This is a genomic window from Pedobacter sp. UYEF25 (genome assembly GCF_054061655.1).
This window is the reverse complement of record NZ_JBSSEL010000006.1, coordinates 167139-185685: the sequence shown is the minus strand read 5'-3', so window position 1 is coordinate 185685 and position 18547 is coordinate 167139. Positions and strand designations below refer to the sequence as shown.

At 37.5% G+C, this 18547-nt stretch carries 14 protein-coding genes; 5 read left to right on the top strand and 9 right to left on the bottom strand.

From position 1 onward, the window contains the following. Positions 1-382: 382 nt before the first annotated feature. Entirely contained in the window at positions 383-1255 is an 873-nt protein-coding gene (gene sucD, locus ACVWYG_RS08210) for a succinate--CoA ligase subunit alpha (protein WP_457269701.1), read from the top strand. A gap of 622 nt (positions 1256-1877) precedes the next feature. On the opposite strand, the gene ACVWYG_RS08205 is transcribed toward sucD, so the two are convergent. From ACVWYG_RS08205 to ACVWYG_RS08190, 4 genes are all read right to left on the bottom strand, one after another. Beyond that, a complete protein-coding gene (locus ACVWYG_RS08205) occupies positions 1878-2483 on the bottom strand; it encodes a DNA-3-methyladenine glycosylase (RefSeq protein ID WP_457269700.1) in 606 nt (201 codons plus the stop codon). Between the two features lie 31 nt (positions 2484-2514). Beyond that, positions 2515-3165, bottom strand: a complete 651-nt coding sequence (locus ACVWYG_RS08200) for an alpha/beta hydrolase (protein ID WP_457269699.1) — start codon at positions 3163-3165, stop codon at positions 2515-2517. Between the two features lie 81 nt (positions 3166-3246). Then, positions 3247-4308: an SGNH/GDSL hydrolase family protein gene (locus tag ACVWYG_RS08195; protein WP_457269698.1), complete on the bottom strand. Its 1062-nt coding sequence runs from the start codon at positions 4306-4308 to the stop codon at positions 3247-3249. Between the two features lie 162 nt (positions 4309-4470). After that, positions 4471-8898, bottom strand: a complete 4428-nt coding sequence (locus tag ACVWYG_RS08190) for a translocation/assembly module TamB domain-containing protein (protein WP_457269697.1) — start codon at positions 8896-8898, stop codon at positions 4471-4473. 80 nt (positions 8899-8978) lie between these two features. On the opposite strand from ACVWYG_RS08190, the gene tsaD reads away from it, so the two are divergent. Together tsaD and ACVWYG_RS08180 are read left to right on the top strand one after the other, a co-directional pair. Beyond that, positions 8979-9986 carry a tRNA (adenosine(37)-N6)-threonylcarbamoyltransferase complex transferase subunit TsaD gene (tsaD, locus tag ACVWYG_RS08185; protein ID WP_457269696.1) on the top strand — a complete coding sequence of 336 codons (1008 nt, stop codon included), beginning with the start codon at positions 8979-8981 and terminating at the stop codon, positions 9984-9986. A 74-nt stretch (positions 9987-10060) separates the two neighbouring features. Next, positions 10061-10267 carry a hypothetical protein gene (locus tag ACVWYG_RS08180; protein WP_457269695.1) on the top strand — a complete coding sequence of 69 codons (207 nt, stop codon included), beginning with the start codon at positions 10061-10063 and terminating at the stop codon, positions 10265-10267. Between the two features lie 154 nt (positions 10268-10421). Here the strand turns inward: ACVWYG_RS08180 and recA are convergent, their stop codons facing one another. The 4 genes from recA to ACVWYG_RS08160 form a co-directional block, all read right to left on the bottom strand. Further along, positions 10422-11438, bottom strand: coding sequence for a recombinase RecA (gene recA / locus ACVWYG_RS08175; protein WP_457269694.1), 1017 nt, complete (start codon positions 11436-11438; stop codon positions 10422-10424). A 118-nt stretch (positions 11439-11556) separates the two neighbouring features. Then, positions 11557-12252 carry an endonuclease III gene (nth, locus tag ACVWYG_RS08170; protein WP_457269693.1) on the bottom strand — a complete coding sequence of 232 codons (696 nt, stop codon included), beginning with the start codon at positions 12250-12252 and terminating at the stop codon, positions 11557-11559. Positions 12253-12542: 290 nt separating this feature from the next. Beyond that, entirely contained in the window at positions 12543-12734 is a 192-nt protein-coding gene (locus tag ACVWYG_RS08165) for a hypothetical protein (RefSeq protein ID WP_457269692.1), read from the bottom strand. Between the two features lie 73 nt (positions 12735-12807). Then, entirely contained in the window at positions 12808-13392 is a 585-nt protein-coding gene (locus ACVWYG_RS08160) for an RNA polymerase sigma factor (protein ID WP_457269691.1), read from the bottom strand. Between the two features lie 246 nt (positions 13393-13638). Between ACVWYG_RS08160 and uvrA the strand changes: the two genes are divergently transcribed. Both uvrA and ACVWYG_RS08150 read left to right on the top strand, forming a co-directional pair. Beyond that, positions 13639-16452 (top strand): excinuclease ABC subunit UvrA, encoded by a 2814-nt coding sequence (gene uvrA, locus ACVWYG_RS08155; protein ID WP_457269690.1) that lies wholly within the window; start codon positions 13639-13641, stop codon positions 16450-16452. Between the two features lie 8 nt (positions 16453-16460). Further along, positions 16461-17108 carry a LysE family transporter gene (locus tag ACVWYG_RS08150; RefSeq protein ID WP_457269689.1) on the top strand — a complete coding sequence of 216 codons (648 nt, stop codon included), beginning with the start codon at positions 16461-16463 and terminating at the stop codon, positions 17106-17108. A gap of 367 nt (positions 17109-17475) precedes the next feature. Here the strand turns inward: ACVWYG_RS08150 and ACVWYG_RS08145 are convergent, their stop codons facing one another. After that, positions 17476-18522 carry a DUF2157 domain-containing protein gene (locus ACVWYG_RS08145; protein ID WP_457269688.1) on the bottom strand — a complete coding sequence of 349 codons (1047 nt, stop codon included), beginning with the start codon at positions 18520-18522 and terminating at the stop codon, positions 17476-17478. Positions 18523-18547 lie beyond the last annotated feature (25 nt).

Genomic DNA, 18547 nt, shown 5'->3' with positions numbered 1-18547 from the left:
AAAAGAAACAAAAATCAAGGCTGGCACCTCTTTGTACAAAAATTTGCCAAGCGGCCTATGATCGATGCGTTGATGGCTATCCCAAAACCAAACCTCGCCCACGGCAGCAAATCATCTTCGCATTAGAATTCACTATGTTCCTGCAAGCAGCTTTTGGCGTTTTTTCCTCCAAATAGCTGTTAAAACCAATCCTAACTAATCGGAGATAGCGATTTTTTTCTGTCCAAAATTAAATCCTAAATTTTAATAGCATCTCCACAAGAAATATCTAAACTGAATTGAGCGCCATGGTTTAAATATTGCTGCTTATTGAAATAATCCATTCAGGGTTTGATATACCCTACAAATAATAGTAGATTTGCGCAACAAAAGACATTGACACATGAGCGTTTTAGTAAATAAAGATTCTAAGGTTATCGTTCAAGGGTTTACCGGAAACGAGGGAACTTACCATGCAGAGCAAATGCTTGCATATGGTACAAACGTAGTTGGCGGTGTAACCCCTGGCAAAGGTGGGCAACTGCATTTAGACAAACCTGTTTTTAACACAGTTGCAGATGCCGTTGAAAAAACTGGCGCAAACGTATCAATCATTTTCGTTCCTCCTGCGTTTGCAGCAGATGCCATTATGGAAGCTGCCGAAGGTGGAATTAAAGTTATTGTTTGTATTACCGAAGGTATCCCAACTAAGGATATGATTATGGTAAAAGAATATTTGGTAGGTAGAGATGTAACGCTTATCGGTCCAAATTGTCCTGGTATAATTACTGCCGACGAAGCTAAAATCGGCATTATGCCCGGCTTCATTTTCAAAAAGGGACATGTTGGAGTTGTTTCAAAATCTGGAACGTTAACTTATGAAGCAGTAGATCAAGTGGTGAAAGCCGGAATGGGAATCACTACAGCTATCGGCATTGGTGGTGATCCGATTATCGGAACCCCTACTTTAGAAGCTGTAAAGTTATTGATGAATGATCCAGATACTCATGGAATTGTGATGATTGGGGAGATTGGTGGCAGTATGGAAGCCGATGCAGCACATTGGATTAAAGAGAACGGCACTAAACCAGTGGTTGGTTTTATTGCAGGTCAGACAGCGCCTCCGGGTCGTCGTATGGGTCATGCAGGTGCAATTGTTGGTGGTGCAGATGATACTGCAGCAGCAAAAATGAAAATTATGAGAGAATGTGGAATTAGAGTAGTTGAGAGTCCTGCAGAAATTGGTAAAGCCATGGCTGAGGAACTAAGCAAATAAGTCACTTACAAATAAGATTCTGAAACGGCCTCAGACTTGAAGCCGTTTTTTTTGTGCCAAAAGATTCCCCCTTATTCCCGCGTGCTTTGGGATTCGTTCTGTTATTATCTAGGATAAATTAAAACACGCAGAAGGGGCATAAATAATCGCATTTGGTTAATGACTATTAATTTTTGCTGCTTATCCGTCATATTTTACAGAAACAATTTTAATAAATAGGACGGATTCAGCAATCGTTGGATTCATATGCTTCCTTATATTTTTTCTTAATCAATTGACTTATCGTCGATAACGGTGCTATTGGTAATAAAGAAGCCCAAAACTGTACGCATAGGCGTCAATTTATATAAACCGATAATCCAAATATCGTAGGCGATTGGAACGAAGTTTTGCTTGAAGCAATTTTCGGTACGTGCATTTACGATAGTTTGGCAACTTAAATGCAATAGCGAACTTAATGCGTGATGAGTTTTTTTTTCTCAAAACTTCATTTGCTTTTCCTACACTTACTGTTTTTCGATGAAAATTATGTGTAGTTGTATAAATTTTTGATCTAACAAATATCGATTAATCCACAATAATTTTAATTGCGTTGAAAAAGTTTTGAATCAGAAATCAACTTTTATCGGTAATTCGTCTTTCCACTTACAAATTTATTTCCTTTCAAAAAAAATCGCCAAGGCACGGAAAGGTAGGGTTCCGGGCATCCTAATCCAATTCTCGCACTTGTAACAATATCTGCATCAACGATATTAACTTCTTGATCTTCTATCCAAAGCGTATTTCCCAAAAGCGAAGCGTTATCAAAACTTTTATTCAGACCTAATGCCTTTGCCAGAGAGCCAGGTCCTTTTGCAAGTCTATTTATTGGAATATCGCCCCTGCGGCCTTTCATTACATCTATACCGATAGTCGGTTCAATCGCTCTGATTAGAATTACTTGAGAATCTCCTTCTGCACCCGTAACAATGTTCAACATATCATGTATTCCATAGCAGATGTACATGTACGCTACTCCACCTTTGTTAAACATTGAAGCATTTTTTATCGATTTCCTGTTGTTAAAGGAATGGCAACTGCTATCGGTTACACCCATGTAGGCCTCTGTTTCTACTATCATCCCGCCGGTTTTTTGCCCGTCTAAATTGGTGTAAACAAATTTTCCAATGAGTTCTCTTGCCATTTCTATGGTATCTTCTCTTCCGTAAAAAGCTTCATTAAGCTTCATATTTGCTGCTATTGTTAGTTTAAAAACTTAACTAAATTATCGAATCAATCAATTTTCCGATTTCAGCGGCCCTGTCAAAAATCATCAAATGACTTCCATTCTCTATCAAATGGCAATCGTTAATTATGGCTTTGGAGTAAAATAAATCCTTGTCGCCTATAATGTGAACTATTTTATCAAACGGTGTCAAATAATCGTTCGATTTCCATTTTAAGATTGCCTTTGGCGCCCACGTGATAAAATCATTTGGAGCCTCGTCAATCATTTGGTTCATGGTTTTTTTGTCTGCCCTAATCATCTTGCCAAAAATAAACTCGATAAGCCACTTCGAACTTTTAACTCTGTTAGTGGTAATGAAATGGGAGATGCCAAACCAGCAAATAATCGACCAATACTTCGGGAATTCTTTGGAAGATTTTAAACTGGAAATCACAAATACTTTTATTGGATTTATTTTTGATGACAGTTCTGCCGCCAAAAAACCTCCCAAAGATACTCCCAGCAAAGAAAATTGTTTTTTAAGGTTTATTTGTAAAATTATTTTCTCGGCAAATGTATTTAGAGTATCATTCGGTTCTGGTTCGGGCCATTCTATAAATCGGATTTTATAGTGTTGTAATTTTAAGTGTTTAAACAAACGTCTGTCAGTACCGTAGCCCGGAATACAATATAAGTCAATCATTAAGTAAAATGGTGCTGCTTAAATTACCAAGGGCAGAAAGTTTGTATTCTACTCATGGGACGCAACGATTTAATTAATAACCTACCAATTTTTAATTTGTTTTATGTATTCGGTGACTTCTCTAGCCATTTCTCTGTGTTGGGCTAAATCTGGGTGACCATCACAACCGCTAGAAAAACGCTTGGTGTAAAAATATTTATAAACGTTTTTATCGCTTTGATTTTCCTTAGCTACTACGGTAGAGATGTATCTTTGAAGCACAATATTAAGCTTTTCATCTGCCATTGGACTATTTAGACATAAAATTGTTGTTTTGGGATAGAGAGAACGCAATCTAGTAATGAACTTTACATAGGCTGATGTAAAAGCCACAGAGTCTTGGATGCCATCATTTTGTCCGAGACAAATTGTTACAACGTCTGGTTGATAGCTGTTAAAGTTAAAAATGATGGAGTCGGTGCGGAAATCAATTTTATCAAAAACTTCGGGCATCAACAACGGTGCACCTCCATAGCTGTGTATCAAGCCGATGCCAGAAACTGAAGTAAGATGCCATTGTGCATTTAAAGCCCTCGCAGTCGTTGGTCCGTAGGCTAAATACGCGTTATGTTGATCGTACCAATCCTTTGTTTTACACGGGATTGTTAAGTCGGCACCCATTCCACATGTAATGGAATTTCCAATAAATTCTATTTTGCGCGGAGGCAACGGTTTTGGTTTTAGCAATTTTTCACACTTTAGGGCTATAAATTCCAGATATCCGACTCCAGCTTCGGTCGCTTTACAAATTAATATTGTATGTTTTCCAGGCGTTAGGTTTTCCCCAATTAATATACTATTGCGCTTATCTTTCAGTTGTATCCGTTTTGGGATGCCACCGTCTACAATAATGGAAATATAATTATGGCTATTGCCGTTTAGCACTTCATCGTTCAGGATTATTTCACACTTCTTTCCTTCAAAAGTTGCTTGAACATACACGCCAGATGCCCAAAATCTAGGAGCCATTGCATTAGAAAAATCGATGCGCCCAACGTATTGTATCCTCGTATCGTTTGCTTTAAAAACCTTAAGTTTTGATCCTGCCAGCGCAGAGAAAGAAATGAAGAATAAAAGAAGTGAAATTTTTATACTGTTTTTCATTTTATCTGGTTTTAAGAAAAAAAGATGATTTAATAAAAATAAAATTGGTTTACTATTTTAAAGACGTTTGTCAGAGCGCTAAATCTAAATATTTTCTAGTCACAAAAACTAGAAGATGGTTTTAATGCTTGATGTTTAAAATCTGCCACGGTTCTGCGATTGCTACCTACGGGGTTTATTTTTTCCGGCCTCGATAATTTCCCTATCCAGCGTTTTCTTTGTTTTGACTGGATTTTCTGCTTCCTTACGCTTCAAATTTCTACGATAAGCACCGGATATTTTCTGAATGAATTCTTTAAACGTATCAAACTGCTGCGCATAAACAAGTCCGAACGAAGTCACGTTTGCATTTGGATTGATGCCACTATTTAAAAAAATACTTTGTTGTGTTGGTGGCTTATTAGCCAATTTGCCAATCAAACTACCATCTTTTTTAATTAAAAAAAGCGCTTCAACCTCACTTCCAACATTGTTTTTAGAAAAGTCTATCAGAGACAGGTCATTTACACTATTTCTGTCGACAATGCCTGCATTGATAATCAATCTGTTGCTAAACAATTTAAAAGATGCATTCGCTTCGCTTAACGACCTTACATTAAGATCCACAAAGTTTAGATTTAAGGATGATAGTACGTTGTTAAACTGATTGAAGACCAACTCTGTTGCTGTTTTAGAGACCGTAGATCCAATCTGATTTCCAAAAGATTCTCCTCCATTTCCTGGTGCGAAACTTCTTCTAATAATTAAGCTAAACGCCTGAAGATTCACATTGTTAACATCGCTTAAATAGGTTTGTAGCCGCTCTTTAACCGAGGGCTGAGAAGGAAAATTAATGTCTAATTTTATGGTAGGCTGCAAGAGAAGTCCTGTCAATCCCATTTCTACCTCGGTATCTACGCGTTGATTTGCCTCTGCACTAATGTCTCTGTTTGCTGCACGATAAAGTTCACTTAAATCTGCCCTAACTTCATAAACGGCCTTTAGGTTAATTTGAGCGGCACTGGGGTTTCCCGTCCACCGGATGGTACCACCTTGCCGAATGTCGAACTTTTTATTGATCACTTCTTGAGCCGTAAAATCGAAACTGCCGCTTTCGATGATGTAATCGCCACTCATTTCAAAATCGCCTAAACTATTAATGTTTAGGTTCAAATCGGCATTGCCTTTACCGCTTAAATTTCCCAAATCGGTGTAGATGTTTGCAGTGGTATTTGGGTCAATGTTAAGCTTGAATGTTAGGGTAAGGCCGTCAAAATTGGTTTTCTTTTTAATAATTTTACTTGTATCGCTGCTCACAAAATTGATAAATTCATTGTCAGACACGGTTTCAGAACTATTTAGGGGCAAATTAAAAACCGTACCTTTTCCTGTTTTGGCTTGGATATCTATCTTCATTTTAGAAGTTGGCCCGTTAAATTTAAACACACCCGTACCATACGCTTTGCCATAATAAACCGAATTGTCTTTGGCTGTAGTATTTAGCGCCATAAAATCCGTGGCTTTTAACGTAACACGTATAGTAGGGTCATCTATGTTTTTTAAATCTACTGTTCCGTTGGCAATTCCCTCATGTCCCTCAACGTCCTCTAGCCTGAAATCACTTAAGGTCAAGCTGCTGTTGTTTACCTCAACTTCATCAGTAATGATATAGGTGGTTTTTAGATAATTAACCGTAAGTCTACTTTTATCCAAAGAAACATTACCATTTATATCGGGACTGTTCAAACTGCCAGTTATGGTTAAATCAGAAGAAATGTTACCACTAAGGTTCGAGACCAATTCCTTTACAAAAGGCTCTAAGACAGTTAACTTGCTGTCTTTCATTTTTATTGCTAGGTCGATGGTATTGTCTTTTAAATCTAAATTTCCACTAAGATTTAAGTTTTCAGTTCCGTTGCTGATAATTTTAGTGTAGACATTTATCCGGTTAGTGCTGTGATTGTAAGATGAGGTATCTGAAAGCGTACCCAAATAGATGCTGTTAAAACTTAATGAGTCTATCTTAATGTCATCGTTGATTTTTGGCTTATTCAAAATACCAAATAGTTTAGTGGTCCCATTAACATTACCGCTGAGGATCGCTCCAAAACCTTTCGTAAATGGATTTAAGGTGCGTAAACTAAAATTTTCAAACCCAAGTTTTAACGCATCTTCTTCACTGTCGGAAATAAACCCATTTGCAGTGATGCGTTGTTTTCCATTGGTTAAATCAAAGTTAGAAACTTCGGTTTTACCATTATTGAGTACAATTCTTACTTTTTCTTCAATCCGCCAATCCTCATTATTAATCTTCAATATAGACGGGAGCACACTTAGTCTAGCCGTGGTATCTACGTTTTTAGTAAATTCTACAAGGCCGTTCAAATCAAGTTGATTTACCTCATTAGAATTAGACATTTTAACGTTAAACGCCAAACTATCGTTCCTTAAAATATTACTGATGTTGACATCTTTAATGAATAGGCTATCATTTAGTTGAACTTTATCTGAAGTTACAATAACCTGGAGCTGCTGCGCTGATGTGTTTTCATCGAGAATAATGTTATCTACAAGGATGCCCTTGTAATTTAAGCTTTTTATAGATCCTGTTAGAGATGCTTTGTTACTTTTAGAATCAAAATCTCCTAGAAAAGAAGCACCCTCTTCGAGTACAAGTCCTGGTGCAATAATTTGCGCCAAAGGTTCAAAGTTTTTTATCTTTAAACTAAACTTAAATAGTTGGTCATTAAACTTAAATATTTTTGTGTTTAACGAAGGAATATAGGTTTTTGCGATCGCCTTATAATAAGAACCGATGGAATTCAAGTCATATTGGCCGCTAATACTTGCGTCTAAAATATCGGAATTAATGGCTAAATTTCTTTCGCGACCAACACCCTCAGCTACCAAACGCACAGAATCCACCGCATATATCCCTTCATGATCTCTCATGGTGATTTTGTCAATCAACAACCTTCCCTCTATATTATTAAGATTTGTGCCAGAAAAATTGGTGTTAAACTGTGCACTGATAGACATGGAATCTTTTAACAGTTTCAAATTAAGCAAATTTGCTTTTTCTATTTTTGCGTTAAAGTTAAAAACTGGCAATTTTGGATTTAAATTAACACCGCCATCGAAATTTAGCCTGATGTTTGCGTCGTTTATGCTCAGCTTTCCATTAAAGAATTTTTTATCAAAACTTCCGTCAATTTTGATGTTGCGGTATCTGTAGCCTTTAAAATCTAAGTAAGCTACCTTCCCGAGTAGTTTTTCATTGAGCGTTTTAACTTCTGTTCCGCGGCCCTCCACATATAAAGATGAAGTCGTTTTACCAAACAATTTTTCGTCAATCAACCTTCCGATGTCGAAGTCGTAACTGTTAACATTGCCAGAATAGGAGGGAATGTTTTTCTTGTCAATTTTCATATTGACATCAGAAACCACGCGCCCTAACTTCGTTTTAAATTCGCCATAGGCGATGAAATCGTTCTGAAAACCCGTAAAAGAGCCGTTAAAATTGACATTGCCTAACTTCTCGACAATTGCCGGCGTGATGCTGGTTTTATCCCCTGTGATGCCCACCAGAATTTCATCAAGGTCTTTTTTATTGGTTCCCGCTAAATCAATGTCTAAGTCCATAAAAGTCTCTTTCCAGTTTGGGAGCCCTTTTAAGCTAAAATTTCCGCGAATGTAGGTTGCCTTTCCAGCTTTGACCATTAATTTTTTTGCCCTCAAATTATTTACCAACCCCGTCACCTGTCCATCTATATCTACATCTAATTTCATTGTCTCAAGCTCAGGCGCAAAATATGCCACATCCCGGCTACTCAAATGGCTGTTCGTAAAATTGGCCTTCATTCTAACCTTGTTCACATAGTCATTAAAATCTCTATAGTCTTTAAATCGCATCTGGTAATAATTAGATAGTCTACTTCTATCTGTTACCAGCAACATATTTTTTAATTCTATTGCATTGCTATCTACAGTGGTTTGGGCGGTAAGATTTTTAAGGTAAAAACCACTTCGCTCCCGAAAAGTAAGATTCTTAACATCGGCCTTAAATAAGTGATCCTTAAAATCTATTGCTTCAATAATTCCACTAAAATGTGCCAATGCTACATTGTCGAAGTTGACGCTTTTTCCCTGTACGGTATCTTTTGCAGAATAATTCTTATACTTAAAAGCGATACTATTTAAAATAACCTTACCAAAAGTTAAGTCAAAAGGTTTTTTGGTGCTGTCTTTTTTAACAGGTGTAGCTTTTCCGGTATCAAAATAATTGATAATGAAATCTAAGTTTGTTGTTGCATCCTTGTATTCTTTTAAAAATAAATGCGCATTATTTAATTGTATAGTACTTACTTTTAAAATTCTACCTTTAAAAGAAAAACGATCTATGTCTACAAGAAATTTAGGGGCACTAATTAAAGTATCTTGCTGTAAATCTAGTATGAGCAGATCTTCTAGAACAATAGATTTAAATGGCTTTATATACAGACTTTTAATAGAAACCGTTGTATTAAGCGCTCTTGACAGATATGCTGCGGCTTTTTGGGCAACATAGGTCTGAACAGGTTTAAACTGCAGCGTAAAAATAACGAGCGTCAACAATAATATTATCGATGCAATTACCCAAATGAGTATTTTAAATAGTTTTTTAATAATTTTGCAGCTTAAATACTAATGTCTTGTCAATTATACTCGCTATTGAATCTTCTTGTGATGATACCTCGGTCGCCATATGTAACAACGGCAAAATTACATCCAATGTTATTGCAAACCAAACAATTCATCAAAATTATGGAGGGGTAATTCCGGAGCTCGCCTCGAGAGTGCATCAACGGAATATTGTTCCGACAATCTACCAGGCGCTTAAGGAAGCTGGCGTTAGCAAAAAAGAGATTGATGCTGTGGCATTTACCCGTGGTCCTGGGTTACTTGGTTCTCTTTTGGTGGGGGTATCGTTTGCCAAATCATTTGCTTTGGCATTAAATATTCCGCTTATATCGGTAAACCACATGCATGCCCACATTCTGGCACACTTTATCCCCGGCGATAAAAAACCACCAACATTTCCGTTTTTATGCCTAACGGTTTCTGGCGGCCATACACAAATTGTGCTTGTAAAAGACTATTTCGAGATGGAAATTATCGGAGAAACCTTAGACGATGCTGCTGGCGAAGCATTTGATAAGACCGCAAAGCTCCTTAACCTTCCTTATCCCGGCGGTCCATTGATTGATCAGCATGCGAAAAATGGAAATGCCCATGCTTTTCAGTTTGCCAAGCCACAAATTGCTGATCTTAATTTTAGTTTTAGCGGATTTAAGACGTCCATTTTATATCTTTTAAGAAAATACTTGGCTGAAAATCCTAATTTTATCAAGCAAAATTTAGATGACATTTGTGCATCAGTTCAATACAGCATCGTCCAGATCTTGATGAAGAAATTAGAAACAGCAGCGTTAAAATTTGGCATAAAGCGGGTTGCAATTGCAGGTGGAGTTTCTGCAAACTCCGGATTGCGCAATGCTTTAGAAGAAAACCAAGTAAAGTTAGGCTGGGAAACATTTATTCCCCCTTTTCAATATTGTACAGATAACGCTGGGATGATTGCCATCGCAGGATATCATAAATTTTTAGCAAAGGATTTTATTGGCCAGCAGGTGGCGCCTATGTCTAGAATGGAATTTTGAAATGACGAAATTTTACATCACTCGAACTCGATTTACATTTTTTTAAGCTATCATTGCCAAGTTAAAGGATTTTTATGGCAGGCGCATCTTTAGTATTCTGGATTTTATGTGGATTGCCTCTAATAGGGGTAATCTATTGGTTAATTAGAAAAGATAAAAACAAGTTAACCGGCAGCATCGGAATGATTATTTTATTTTTATTGATTGTTGCAGGAGTGCTAACCATCTTGTATGTAAGCAAAGACTTTAATGCAATATTCAGCGAAGATTCTATTAAATAATTTAATTGTTAGTTTTTCTTTCCGTTGTACGGTGAGTGAATAGCCCTAAGTCAATTACTTTTATTTCATCAGCTTAAAAAAACATTTACGATCGGGTAAAAAAAAGGGTCTATCAAAATAGCTTTGATAGACCCTTTTACATACTTTAAATTGTTTATTTGGTTTTTGGCTTGTCGCCTAAAACAGCAGCCTTAATTTTAACTTCCAGCTCGTCAGCTAATTCGGGGTTGTCATTTAGAAGCTGCTTTACAGCATCTCTTCCCTGTCCTAATTTTGTCTCTCCATAAGAATACCAAGAACCTGCCTTTTTAACGATTCCAAAGTCGACACCTAAGTCTACAATCTCGCCATTTTTAGAAATGCCCTCACCGAACATAATGTCAAATTCTGCAATTCTAAAAGGTGGTGCAACCTTATTTTTAACCACTTTAACTTTTACCCTATTTCCAGAAACTTCATCAGCATCTTTAATTTGAGAGATTCTGCGGATATCTAGCCTCACAGAAGCGTAAAATTTCAGTGCGTTACCACCAGTAGTGGTTTCAGGATTTCCAAACATAACTCCGATTTTCTCACGCAGTTGATTGATAAAAATACAGCTACATCCTGTTTTTGAAATAGTTCCTGTTAACTTTCTAAGTGCTTGGCTCATTAAACGGGCATGCAATCCCATTTTACTGTCGCCCATTTCTCCCTCAATTTCACTTTTTGGTACTAGTGCAGCAACAGAGTCAATTACAATAACATCTATTGCTCCAGAGCGAATTAAGTTATCTGCAATTTCTAAAGCCTGCTCTCCGTTATCGGGTTGAGAAATCAAGAGATTGTCGGTATCTACGCCTAGTTTTTTAGCATAAAATTGATCGAAAGCGTGCTCGGCATCTATAAAAGCAGCAATTCCTCCTCTTTTCTGCGCTTCCGCAATAATATGAGTAGCCAAGGTAGTTTTACCAGAAGATTCTGGACCGTAAATTTCTATTACTCTTCCTTTTGGAATGCCGCCAATGCCCAAGGCAATATCTAAACTGATCGAGCCAGTGGAAATAGATTCTATGCTTTCAATAGGGCTGTCACCCAACTTCATTATAGCGCCCTTACCATATGATTTCTCTAATTTGTCAAGCGTTAATTGCAATGCTTTTAATTTGTCTGGATTTGAATTACTATTCATCTTCATTTTTTATCGGAACGTATCTCGTAAATATACTTATTTAATTGTTTTAAATTTTAATAGTCTGTGCTAATAAATTTAGCGAAGCTAAGATTAATTTTACTAATTACAGTAGTATTTATTTAATTAATTTTTTGCCTTTTTCAGGAGGGAGTTTATTTTTCATAGTTGACTCCAAGCTTTGTATTTTTAGATAATGTCTGCAAAAATTATTTAATGGGCAAATGGTACATTTCGGGCTTCTAGCTAGGCAAATGTACCTACCATGCAGAATGAGCCAATGATGGGCGATGTAAATTTTTTCTTTTGGCAAGCCTTTAACCAGGTCTTTTTCTACCGCCAAAGGCGTTTTCCCTATCGTTAAGCCTAAGCGTCTGGCTACTCTAAACACATGCGTATCTACCGCCATTGCAGGCGCATTATAAACTACCGAAGCGATAACATTTGCTGTTTTCCGCCCCACACCTGGCATTTTTTGGAGCTCATCTATATCGCTTGGTACCACATTATTGAAGGTATCTACAAGCATATTGGCCATGCCGACCAAGTGTTTGGCTTTGTTGTTTGGATAGCTTATGCTTTTAATGTAGTCAAAAACAATGTCTGGTGTAACGGAAGCCAATGCTTTGGCATTTGGAAAGCGCTGAAAAAGTGCAGGCGTAACCATGTTTATCCGTTTGTCGGTACACTGCGCAGATAAGATAACGGCGACCAACAATTGAAAAGGATTGTGGTAATGTAACTCCGTTTCTGCCTCGGGCTGATGTGCCGAGAAATAATCTACAAATAGTTTATAGCGTTCCTTTTTAAGCATAGGTAAATATAATGCGCTAACGTTTATGTATCGATTGTTTTTAGAAATATTTACTCAGTTATAAAGTTGGGTTTTTAGGGCTCTTCATCCGCGATTGGTCCATAGACAATTGTCTGAAATCCTTTTATCCTACTTTTCAGCACCATAAAATATATAGGAAAAAGCGCGTTAAAAGGCTAAGAAATTTTTAACAACAATTTGAATTTTGATGTGATTTTTCTTGGCGTTTAATAAAATAAAATCCGTAAAAAAAAGCCGCGCATTAGCGCGGCTTGATGTTTTGTGGTAAATTACTTGCTTTTACTGTAATCTAAGATCCGTTTGATAGCATCTGCTGAAGGGTCTCGTTGAAGAAGGTCTAACTTCGGTGCGATGTGATCGTAAAAAGCATCTAAATCTGCTCCAAACCTTGTTTCTTGAACAACGTCTAAATGATTTTGAATAGAATTTACACTGTTTTTAAATGTAGAGGTTTTAATCATAAGCAATAAATAGTTTTTATTTTCTATTAAAACGCTTGATTATCTCCTTTATTTTACAGTGTGTAAAAATAAATTAATCTTTATAACTAATTTCTCGCGAGCTTAACATCTTCCTTAAATTGCTGAGTGCATACCGCATTCTACCAAGCGCTGTATTAATGCTTACATCGGTTACATAAGCAATGTCCTTGAAGCTTAAATCTGCATAGTGGCGCATCAACAAGACCTCTTTCTGCTCTTCGGGTAAATTGCGGATAAGCGATTTTAGGTCTTTATGACCCTGCTCTTTTAGCATCTTCTCCTCAATATTTTCATCATAACAATGCAAGGTATTAAGAACGTCTAAACTATCTGAACTTGTGATAACAGGTGTACGTTTTTCCTTTCTAAAATGGTCTATTACAAGGTTGTGCGCAATGCGCATCACCCAAGGCAAAAACTTTCCTTCTTCATTATACTTTCCAGATCTTAACGTATTTATCACCTTGATAAAAGCTTCCTGAAAAATATCTTCTGCCAAATACTGGTCTTTAACCATTAAGTAAATGGAAGTGAAAATCTTTGTTTTATGTCTAATTATAAGCTCTTCAAGCGCAAGTTCATTGCCAGTAATATAAAGCCTTACTAGCTCTTGCTCGTTGTATGGTCGTAAATTCATAGGATTTTACTTGACAGTTATGTCGTAATGTTTCTAAAAATTAATTTGGTAGAGGTTTAATTTCTATAACGTATCTCCTATGTTTATTGAAGGGTTTGGATTTGAGTCTGTTAATTGCCAAAGAAAGTGTTTTTTTTATCAAAAAACAAAAATATTAAATATTAAAAAGTAAAAATCGATGCAAGTAACTTATTTTTGCAGTCTTTAATTCTTCTATTCAAGAGGAGCACTAGTTACACAACATTCATGAGCAAAAACGAAGCCGAGAAAGATCCACAAAAAAATATAATTATAAAAGGTGCCCGCGTACACAATTTAAAGAACATAGATGTAGCCATTCCTAAAAATAAGTTGGTCGTTATTACTGGTATGTCTGGCTCTGGCAAATCGTCTTTGGCATTCGACACTTTATATGCAGAAGGTCAGAGGCGTTATGTAGAAAGTCTATCAGCTTATGCACGCCAGTTTATGGGCAGAATGAACAAGCCTGATGTAGATTATATCAAAGGAATAGCGCCTGCCATTGCAATAGAACAAAAGGTTATTACAAGTAATCCGCGTTCTACAGTGGGCACATCTACAGAAATTTACGATTACTTAAAGCTCCTATTTTCTCGTATCGGTAAAACCTTATCTCCTATCAGTAAAAATGAGGTAAAGAAAGACACCGTTTCAATGGTGGTAAATTTTATATCCAATTTAGAAGAAGGAACGGCGGCCAGTATTTTTTGTCCTTTGTACCCGCATAATGAGCGAACCATTAAAGAAGAGTTGGCCATTTTGTTGCAGAAAGGTTTTTTAAGGGTTTTGATTGGTGGTGACGTGCTAAAAATAGAGTCCATTTTAGACGATGCAAATTTTAAAGACAAAAAACTGACAGATGAGAAAACGGTTCAGATTTTGGTAGATAGGGTGGTGGTCAATTTGGAGGAAGAAACTTTAAATAGATTAGCAGACAGTGTACAAACGGCTTTTTTTGAAGGAAAAGGGGATTGTTTTGTAGACGCAAATGGCACTATAAAACATTTTAGCGATCGGTTTGAATTAGACGGAATTACGTTCGAAGAACCAACACCCAATTTTTTCTCCTTTAACAATCCATATGGTGCTTGTAAACGCTGCGAAGGTTATGGGAACGTGATAGGCATTGATCAGGATTTGGTTATTCCAGACAAAAGCAAAAGTATCTACGACAACGCCATTGCTCCTTGGAGAGGAGAAAAAATGGGTGTTTGGCAAAAGAACTTCGTCAAGGTGGCTCCGAAATTCGATTTTCCAATCCATAGGTCCTACAGCCAACTGACAGAGGAAGAGCAGGCTTTACTTTGGAGCGGCAACAAATATTTCGACGGTTTAGATGCTTTTTTCAAAGAATTGGAAGCGCAAACTTACAAAATTCAATATCGCGTAATGCTGTCTAGATATAGAGGCAAAACCATTTGTCCAGAATGCAAAGGTTCTCGCCTGCGCAAAGACGCATCGTACGTAAAAATTGACGGAAAATCTATTGTAGATGCAGTTTTGCTGCCACTTAATAAAGCAGTTTTGTTTTTTGATAATTTAAAATTAGAAGCCAATCAGGCAAAAATAGCAAAACGATTATTGGCCGAAATTCAAAGTCGCTTATTGTATCTTAACAACGTTGGCCTGGGCTACTTAACCTTAAATAGACTTTCGAATACCCTTTCTGGGGGGGAATCTCAGCGTATAAACTTAGCTACATCATTAGGAAGTAGTTTGGTCGGATCTATTTATGTGTTGGATGAGCCAAGTATCGGGCTTCACCCAAGAGATACAAATAAGTTGATTGAAGTGCTTTTAAGTTTGCGCAACGTGGGAAACACCGTTTTGGTTGTCGAGCACGAGGAAGAGATGATGCGCGCAGCAGACCACATTATAGACATTGGTCCGGAAGCTGGTACCCATGGAGGCAATCTAGTTTTTAGCGGCGACTACGAAGAGATTTTAAAAGATAAACACAGCCTTACCGGAAAGTATTTGTCTGGAAAGGAACGCATTGAGATTCCTAAAAACCGCAGAAAGTGGAAAGATTACATTCTTATTGAGGGAGCAAGAGAAAATAACCTTAAAAACATCAACGTTAAATTTCCACTTGGCATTTACACCGCTGTTACGGGAGTTTCTGGTTCGGGAAAAACCAGTTTGGTTAAGAAAATTCTTTACCCTGCTTTACAAAAAGCGATAGGAAATTATTCTGGCGAACAAACAGGTGCGTACAATGCCATTACAGGCGCGGTAGATTTAGTGAGTCAAGTGGAGATGGTTGATCAGAATCCAATTGGTCGCAGTAGTCGTTCTAATCCGGTAACCTACGTTAAAGCGTGGGATGATGTACGTGCGCTATTTGCTGCACTTCCGGCATCCAAAGCGGCAGGTCTTAAGCCATCGGCATTTTCTTTCAATGTTGAAGGCGGACGGTGCGAAGTTTGTCAAGGCGAGGGGGAAGTTAAAATAGAAATGCAGTTTATGGCCGATATATATCTGCCTTGCGAGGCTTGTAACGGAAAACGTTTTAAGCAACAGGTGCTGGATGTAACTTATAAGGAGCAAAACGTTGCAGATATTTTAGAGATGACCATAGAAGATGCTGTTGCTTTCTTCGTTGCAGAGCAAAAAATATTAAACAAGCTGCAGCCGTTGGTCGACGTTGGTTTAGGCTACGTACATTTAGGTCAATCAAGCAATACTTTATCTGGTGGCGAGGCACAACGAATCAAATTAGCGTCGTTTTTGATTAAAGGTCATAATGCGCACAAAACGTTATTTATATTCGATGAACCTACAACAGGACTTCATTTCCACGACATAAAAAAGCTACTTATTGCCTTAAACACATTGATTGAACAGGGCAATAGCGTGCTGGTTATAGAACATAACATGGATATGATTAAAAGTGCCGATTGGGTAATAGACATCGGTCCGGAGGGCGGCGATGGCGGCGGACAGTTGGTTTTTGAAGGTGTTCCTGAAGATTTGGCAAAAATTAAAGCATCCTACACAGGCAATTATTTGGCTGGGCATTTAAATTTAAAATCATAATTTAGCAAATGCTTTTTTTAACGTTTTTCCTCGGCCTGGCACTAAATGCTATGGGCTACATCCCGCCGGGGAATATAAATTTGGCCGTTGCACAGATTTCCATTAACAAAGGCATGCGGCAAGTTTGGCACTTTATTCTGTCATTTTCTTGCGTAGAAGTCTTTTTTACTTTTGGGATGATGCGCTTTGCGCGATGGGCAATGAGTGACCTAAATCCAAACGCGTCTGTTAGTGAAGTGAAACTTGGCACGTTGGTGGATTGCTTTATGATAATTCTGCTCACGGTAATGGGTGTCATTACCTGGGTAAATAGAAAGAAGCAGGTGGTTACAAAAGGGCAAGCTAAAGGTAGCGACAGTATTTGGTATGGTATGATTTTGGGTGTACTTAATCCAGTCCAAATTCCTTTTTGGCTGTTTTTTGGAAATTATGTAATCCTACATAATTGGATAAACACCGATTATCTTTCGCTCATTTTATTTAGTTTAGGTTCTGGTTTTGGTTCTGCACTTGCACTATATTGCTATGCCCATTTTGCTAATTATATACAAGAGAAATTTACCCTTAGCAATTTGATCATCAATAAATCTATCGCAATTTTTTTATTTTGCCTTGCGGGATACCTAGTTGTAAAGCAGGCGATTATCTTATTTTGATCAGAACATTATAGCCGTAGTGTAAGGCGATTTAAGAACTAAAAAGCTGCTGTTTTTAATGCTTTTTTGAAACAAAAATTGGGCGTTCCCCCGAAAAGGGTCGTGCTTTTCTTTCCAATCTTTTGCTCGTTTCTCGCAAAAGTATTTTCACTTCATTCCCTGACGCACGGCCGATCACCATTGTGATCTTCGGATTTTAAATAAACCTGTTTTTTGTAAGTGATTTGCGTAAGGGATAGCAGGAAAAAGCCCACAGCGAGGAACGAGCGCGGACTTGTAGCGTATAGCCCGACCGGAAGGGGACGCCCAAAAACTTTCATTCAAATGGGAATACAGGACTTAATCATCGCAGGATAATCAAAAGAAATTATTTTTCTGGGGAATTTAAAAATTCCCCATTCCAGATTTTCTCGGCCTTCCTACCAATCAACCAAAAAGAAGCAGCAAGCACCGCGAAGAAAAATGCTTTGTGCCAACTGTCCCAAAAATATTCGAAATATCGGGTGTATAAATTTAAGAATAAAAACGTTATTCCAAATTCCCTGGCAATTTCATCATTTTTCTTCAAACCGTAAAATGTGCTTATTATACAAACTGCGGCGGCAACGATTGCCCAATAAAATAAAGAAATCTGCCTTACTTTATACCATTCTTCTAAACTTGCGAAGTTACCGAACACAGATAACAACCATAGCGAAATAAAAAGGTAGACCATTCCGGCTATGTACGTTACTTTAAAATATGGTCGACTTTTATCCAATAGTTTCATTAAAAAAGCGGACGCTGTTAAAATTGCGCCGAAAAAGACAAATCTTAGCGGATAGTTCATACCCAAAAAGTAAAAATTCCACCTGCTAAGGTAGCCGGTTTCTGTTCCAAACCAAGCGCCTAACGATAGTAAAGCAAAAACCCAAATGAGGCGTGAGTTGAAAAAGACGGCTAAAGCGCCGTATACAAATACAGAAATTAAGATGAGAATAGAGAAGTTTGTAGAACCGCTGTCAATTGATTTGCCGAAATATGCGATGGCATTTGCCGTGAATAAAACGGCAGCAAGCACAATTGCCTCGTTACTGAACTTTAACTGAGCAAATTTTTTCTTTCTTCTAAAGCCCAAAATATAGAGCCAAGCGGCGATTGTAGCAGAAATAATTGAGATGACAATGTCTGGCGTGTCATACAATTTTCTTAGCGCAATTAAGATTGAACTGTCTATCAAAAGCGCTCCAAGCGCAACAAAACCACATGCAAGCGCAACCCAAAAAGCGTATTGTGCAAGCCGAAGCCAATCGAAACTTTTAGCTTCGTAGCTTTTCTTTAGTCGATTTGCTAGGGTGTCATCAATCAAACCTTCGCGTTGCCATTGCTCGATGGTATCATCTAAAAACTCGCTCTTTTCTCTATCGATTTGCATGGTTATTGTTTAAGCGAAGATAGTG

What these genes read in the sequence shown, in the direction of transcription:
- sucD (WP_457269701.1), top strand. Translation starts at nt 383, where the DNA reads ATGAGCGTTTTAGTAAATAAAGATTCTAAGGTTATCGTTCAAGGGTTT.
- ACVWYG_RS08205 (WP_457269700.1), bottom strand. Translation starts at nt 2,483, where the DNA reads ATGAAGCTTAATGAAGCTTTTTACGGAAGAGAAGATACCATAGAAATG.
- ACVWYG_RS08200 (WP_457269699.1), bottom strand. Translation starts at nt 3,165, where the DNA reads ATGATTGACTTATATTGTATTCCGGGCTACGGTACTGACAGACGTTTG.
- ACVWYG_RS08195 (WP_457269698.1), bottom strand. Translation starts at nt 4,308, where the DNA reads ATGAAAAACAGTATAAAAATTTCACTTCTTTTATTCTTCATTTCTTTC.
- ACVWYG_RS08180 (WP_457269695.1), top strand. Translation starts at nt 10,061, where the DNA reads ATGGCAGGCGCATCTTTAGTATTCTGGATTTTATGTGGATTGCCTCTA.
- recA (WP_457269694.1), bottom strand. Translation starts at nt 11,438, where the DNA reads ATGAATAGTAATTCAAATCCAGACAAATTAAAAGCATTGCAATTAACG.
- nth (WP_457269693.1), bottom strand. Translation starts at nt 12,252, where the DNA reads ATGCTTAAAAAGGAACGCTATAAACTATTTGTAGATTATTTCTCGGCA.
- ACVWYG_RS08165 (WP_457269692.1), bottom strand. Translation starts at nt 12,734, where the DNA reads ATGATTAAAACCTCTACATTTAAAAACAGTGTAAATTCTATTCAAAAT.
- ACVWYG_RS08160 (WP_457269691.1), bottom strand. Translation starts at nt 13,392, where the DNA reads ATGAATTTACGACCATACAACGAGCAAGAGCTAGTAAGGCTTTATATT.
- uvrA (WP_457269690.1), top strand. Translation starts at nt 13,639, where the DNA reads ATGAGCAAAAACGAAGCCGAGAAAGATCCACAAAAAAATATAATTATA.
- ACVWYG_RS08150 (WP_457269689.1), top strand. Translation starts at nt 16,461, where the DNA reads ATGCTTTTTTTAACGTTTTTCCTCGGCCTGGCACTAAATGCTATGGGC.
- ACVWYG_RS08145 (WP_457269688.1), bottom strand. Translation starts at nt 18,522, where the DNA reads ATGCAAATCGATAGAGAAAAGAGCGAGTTTTTAGATGATACCATCGAG.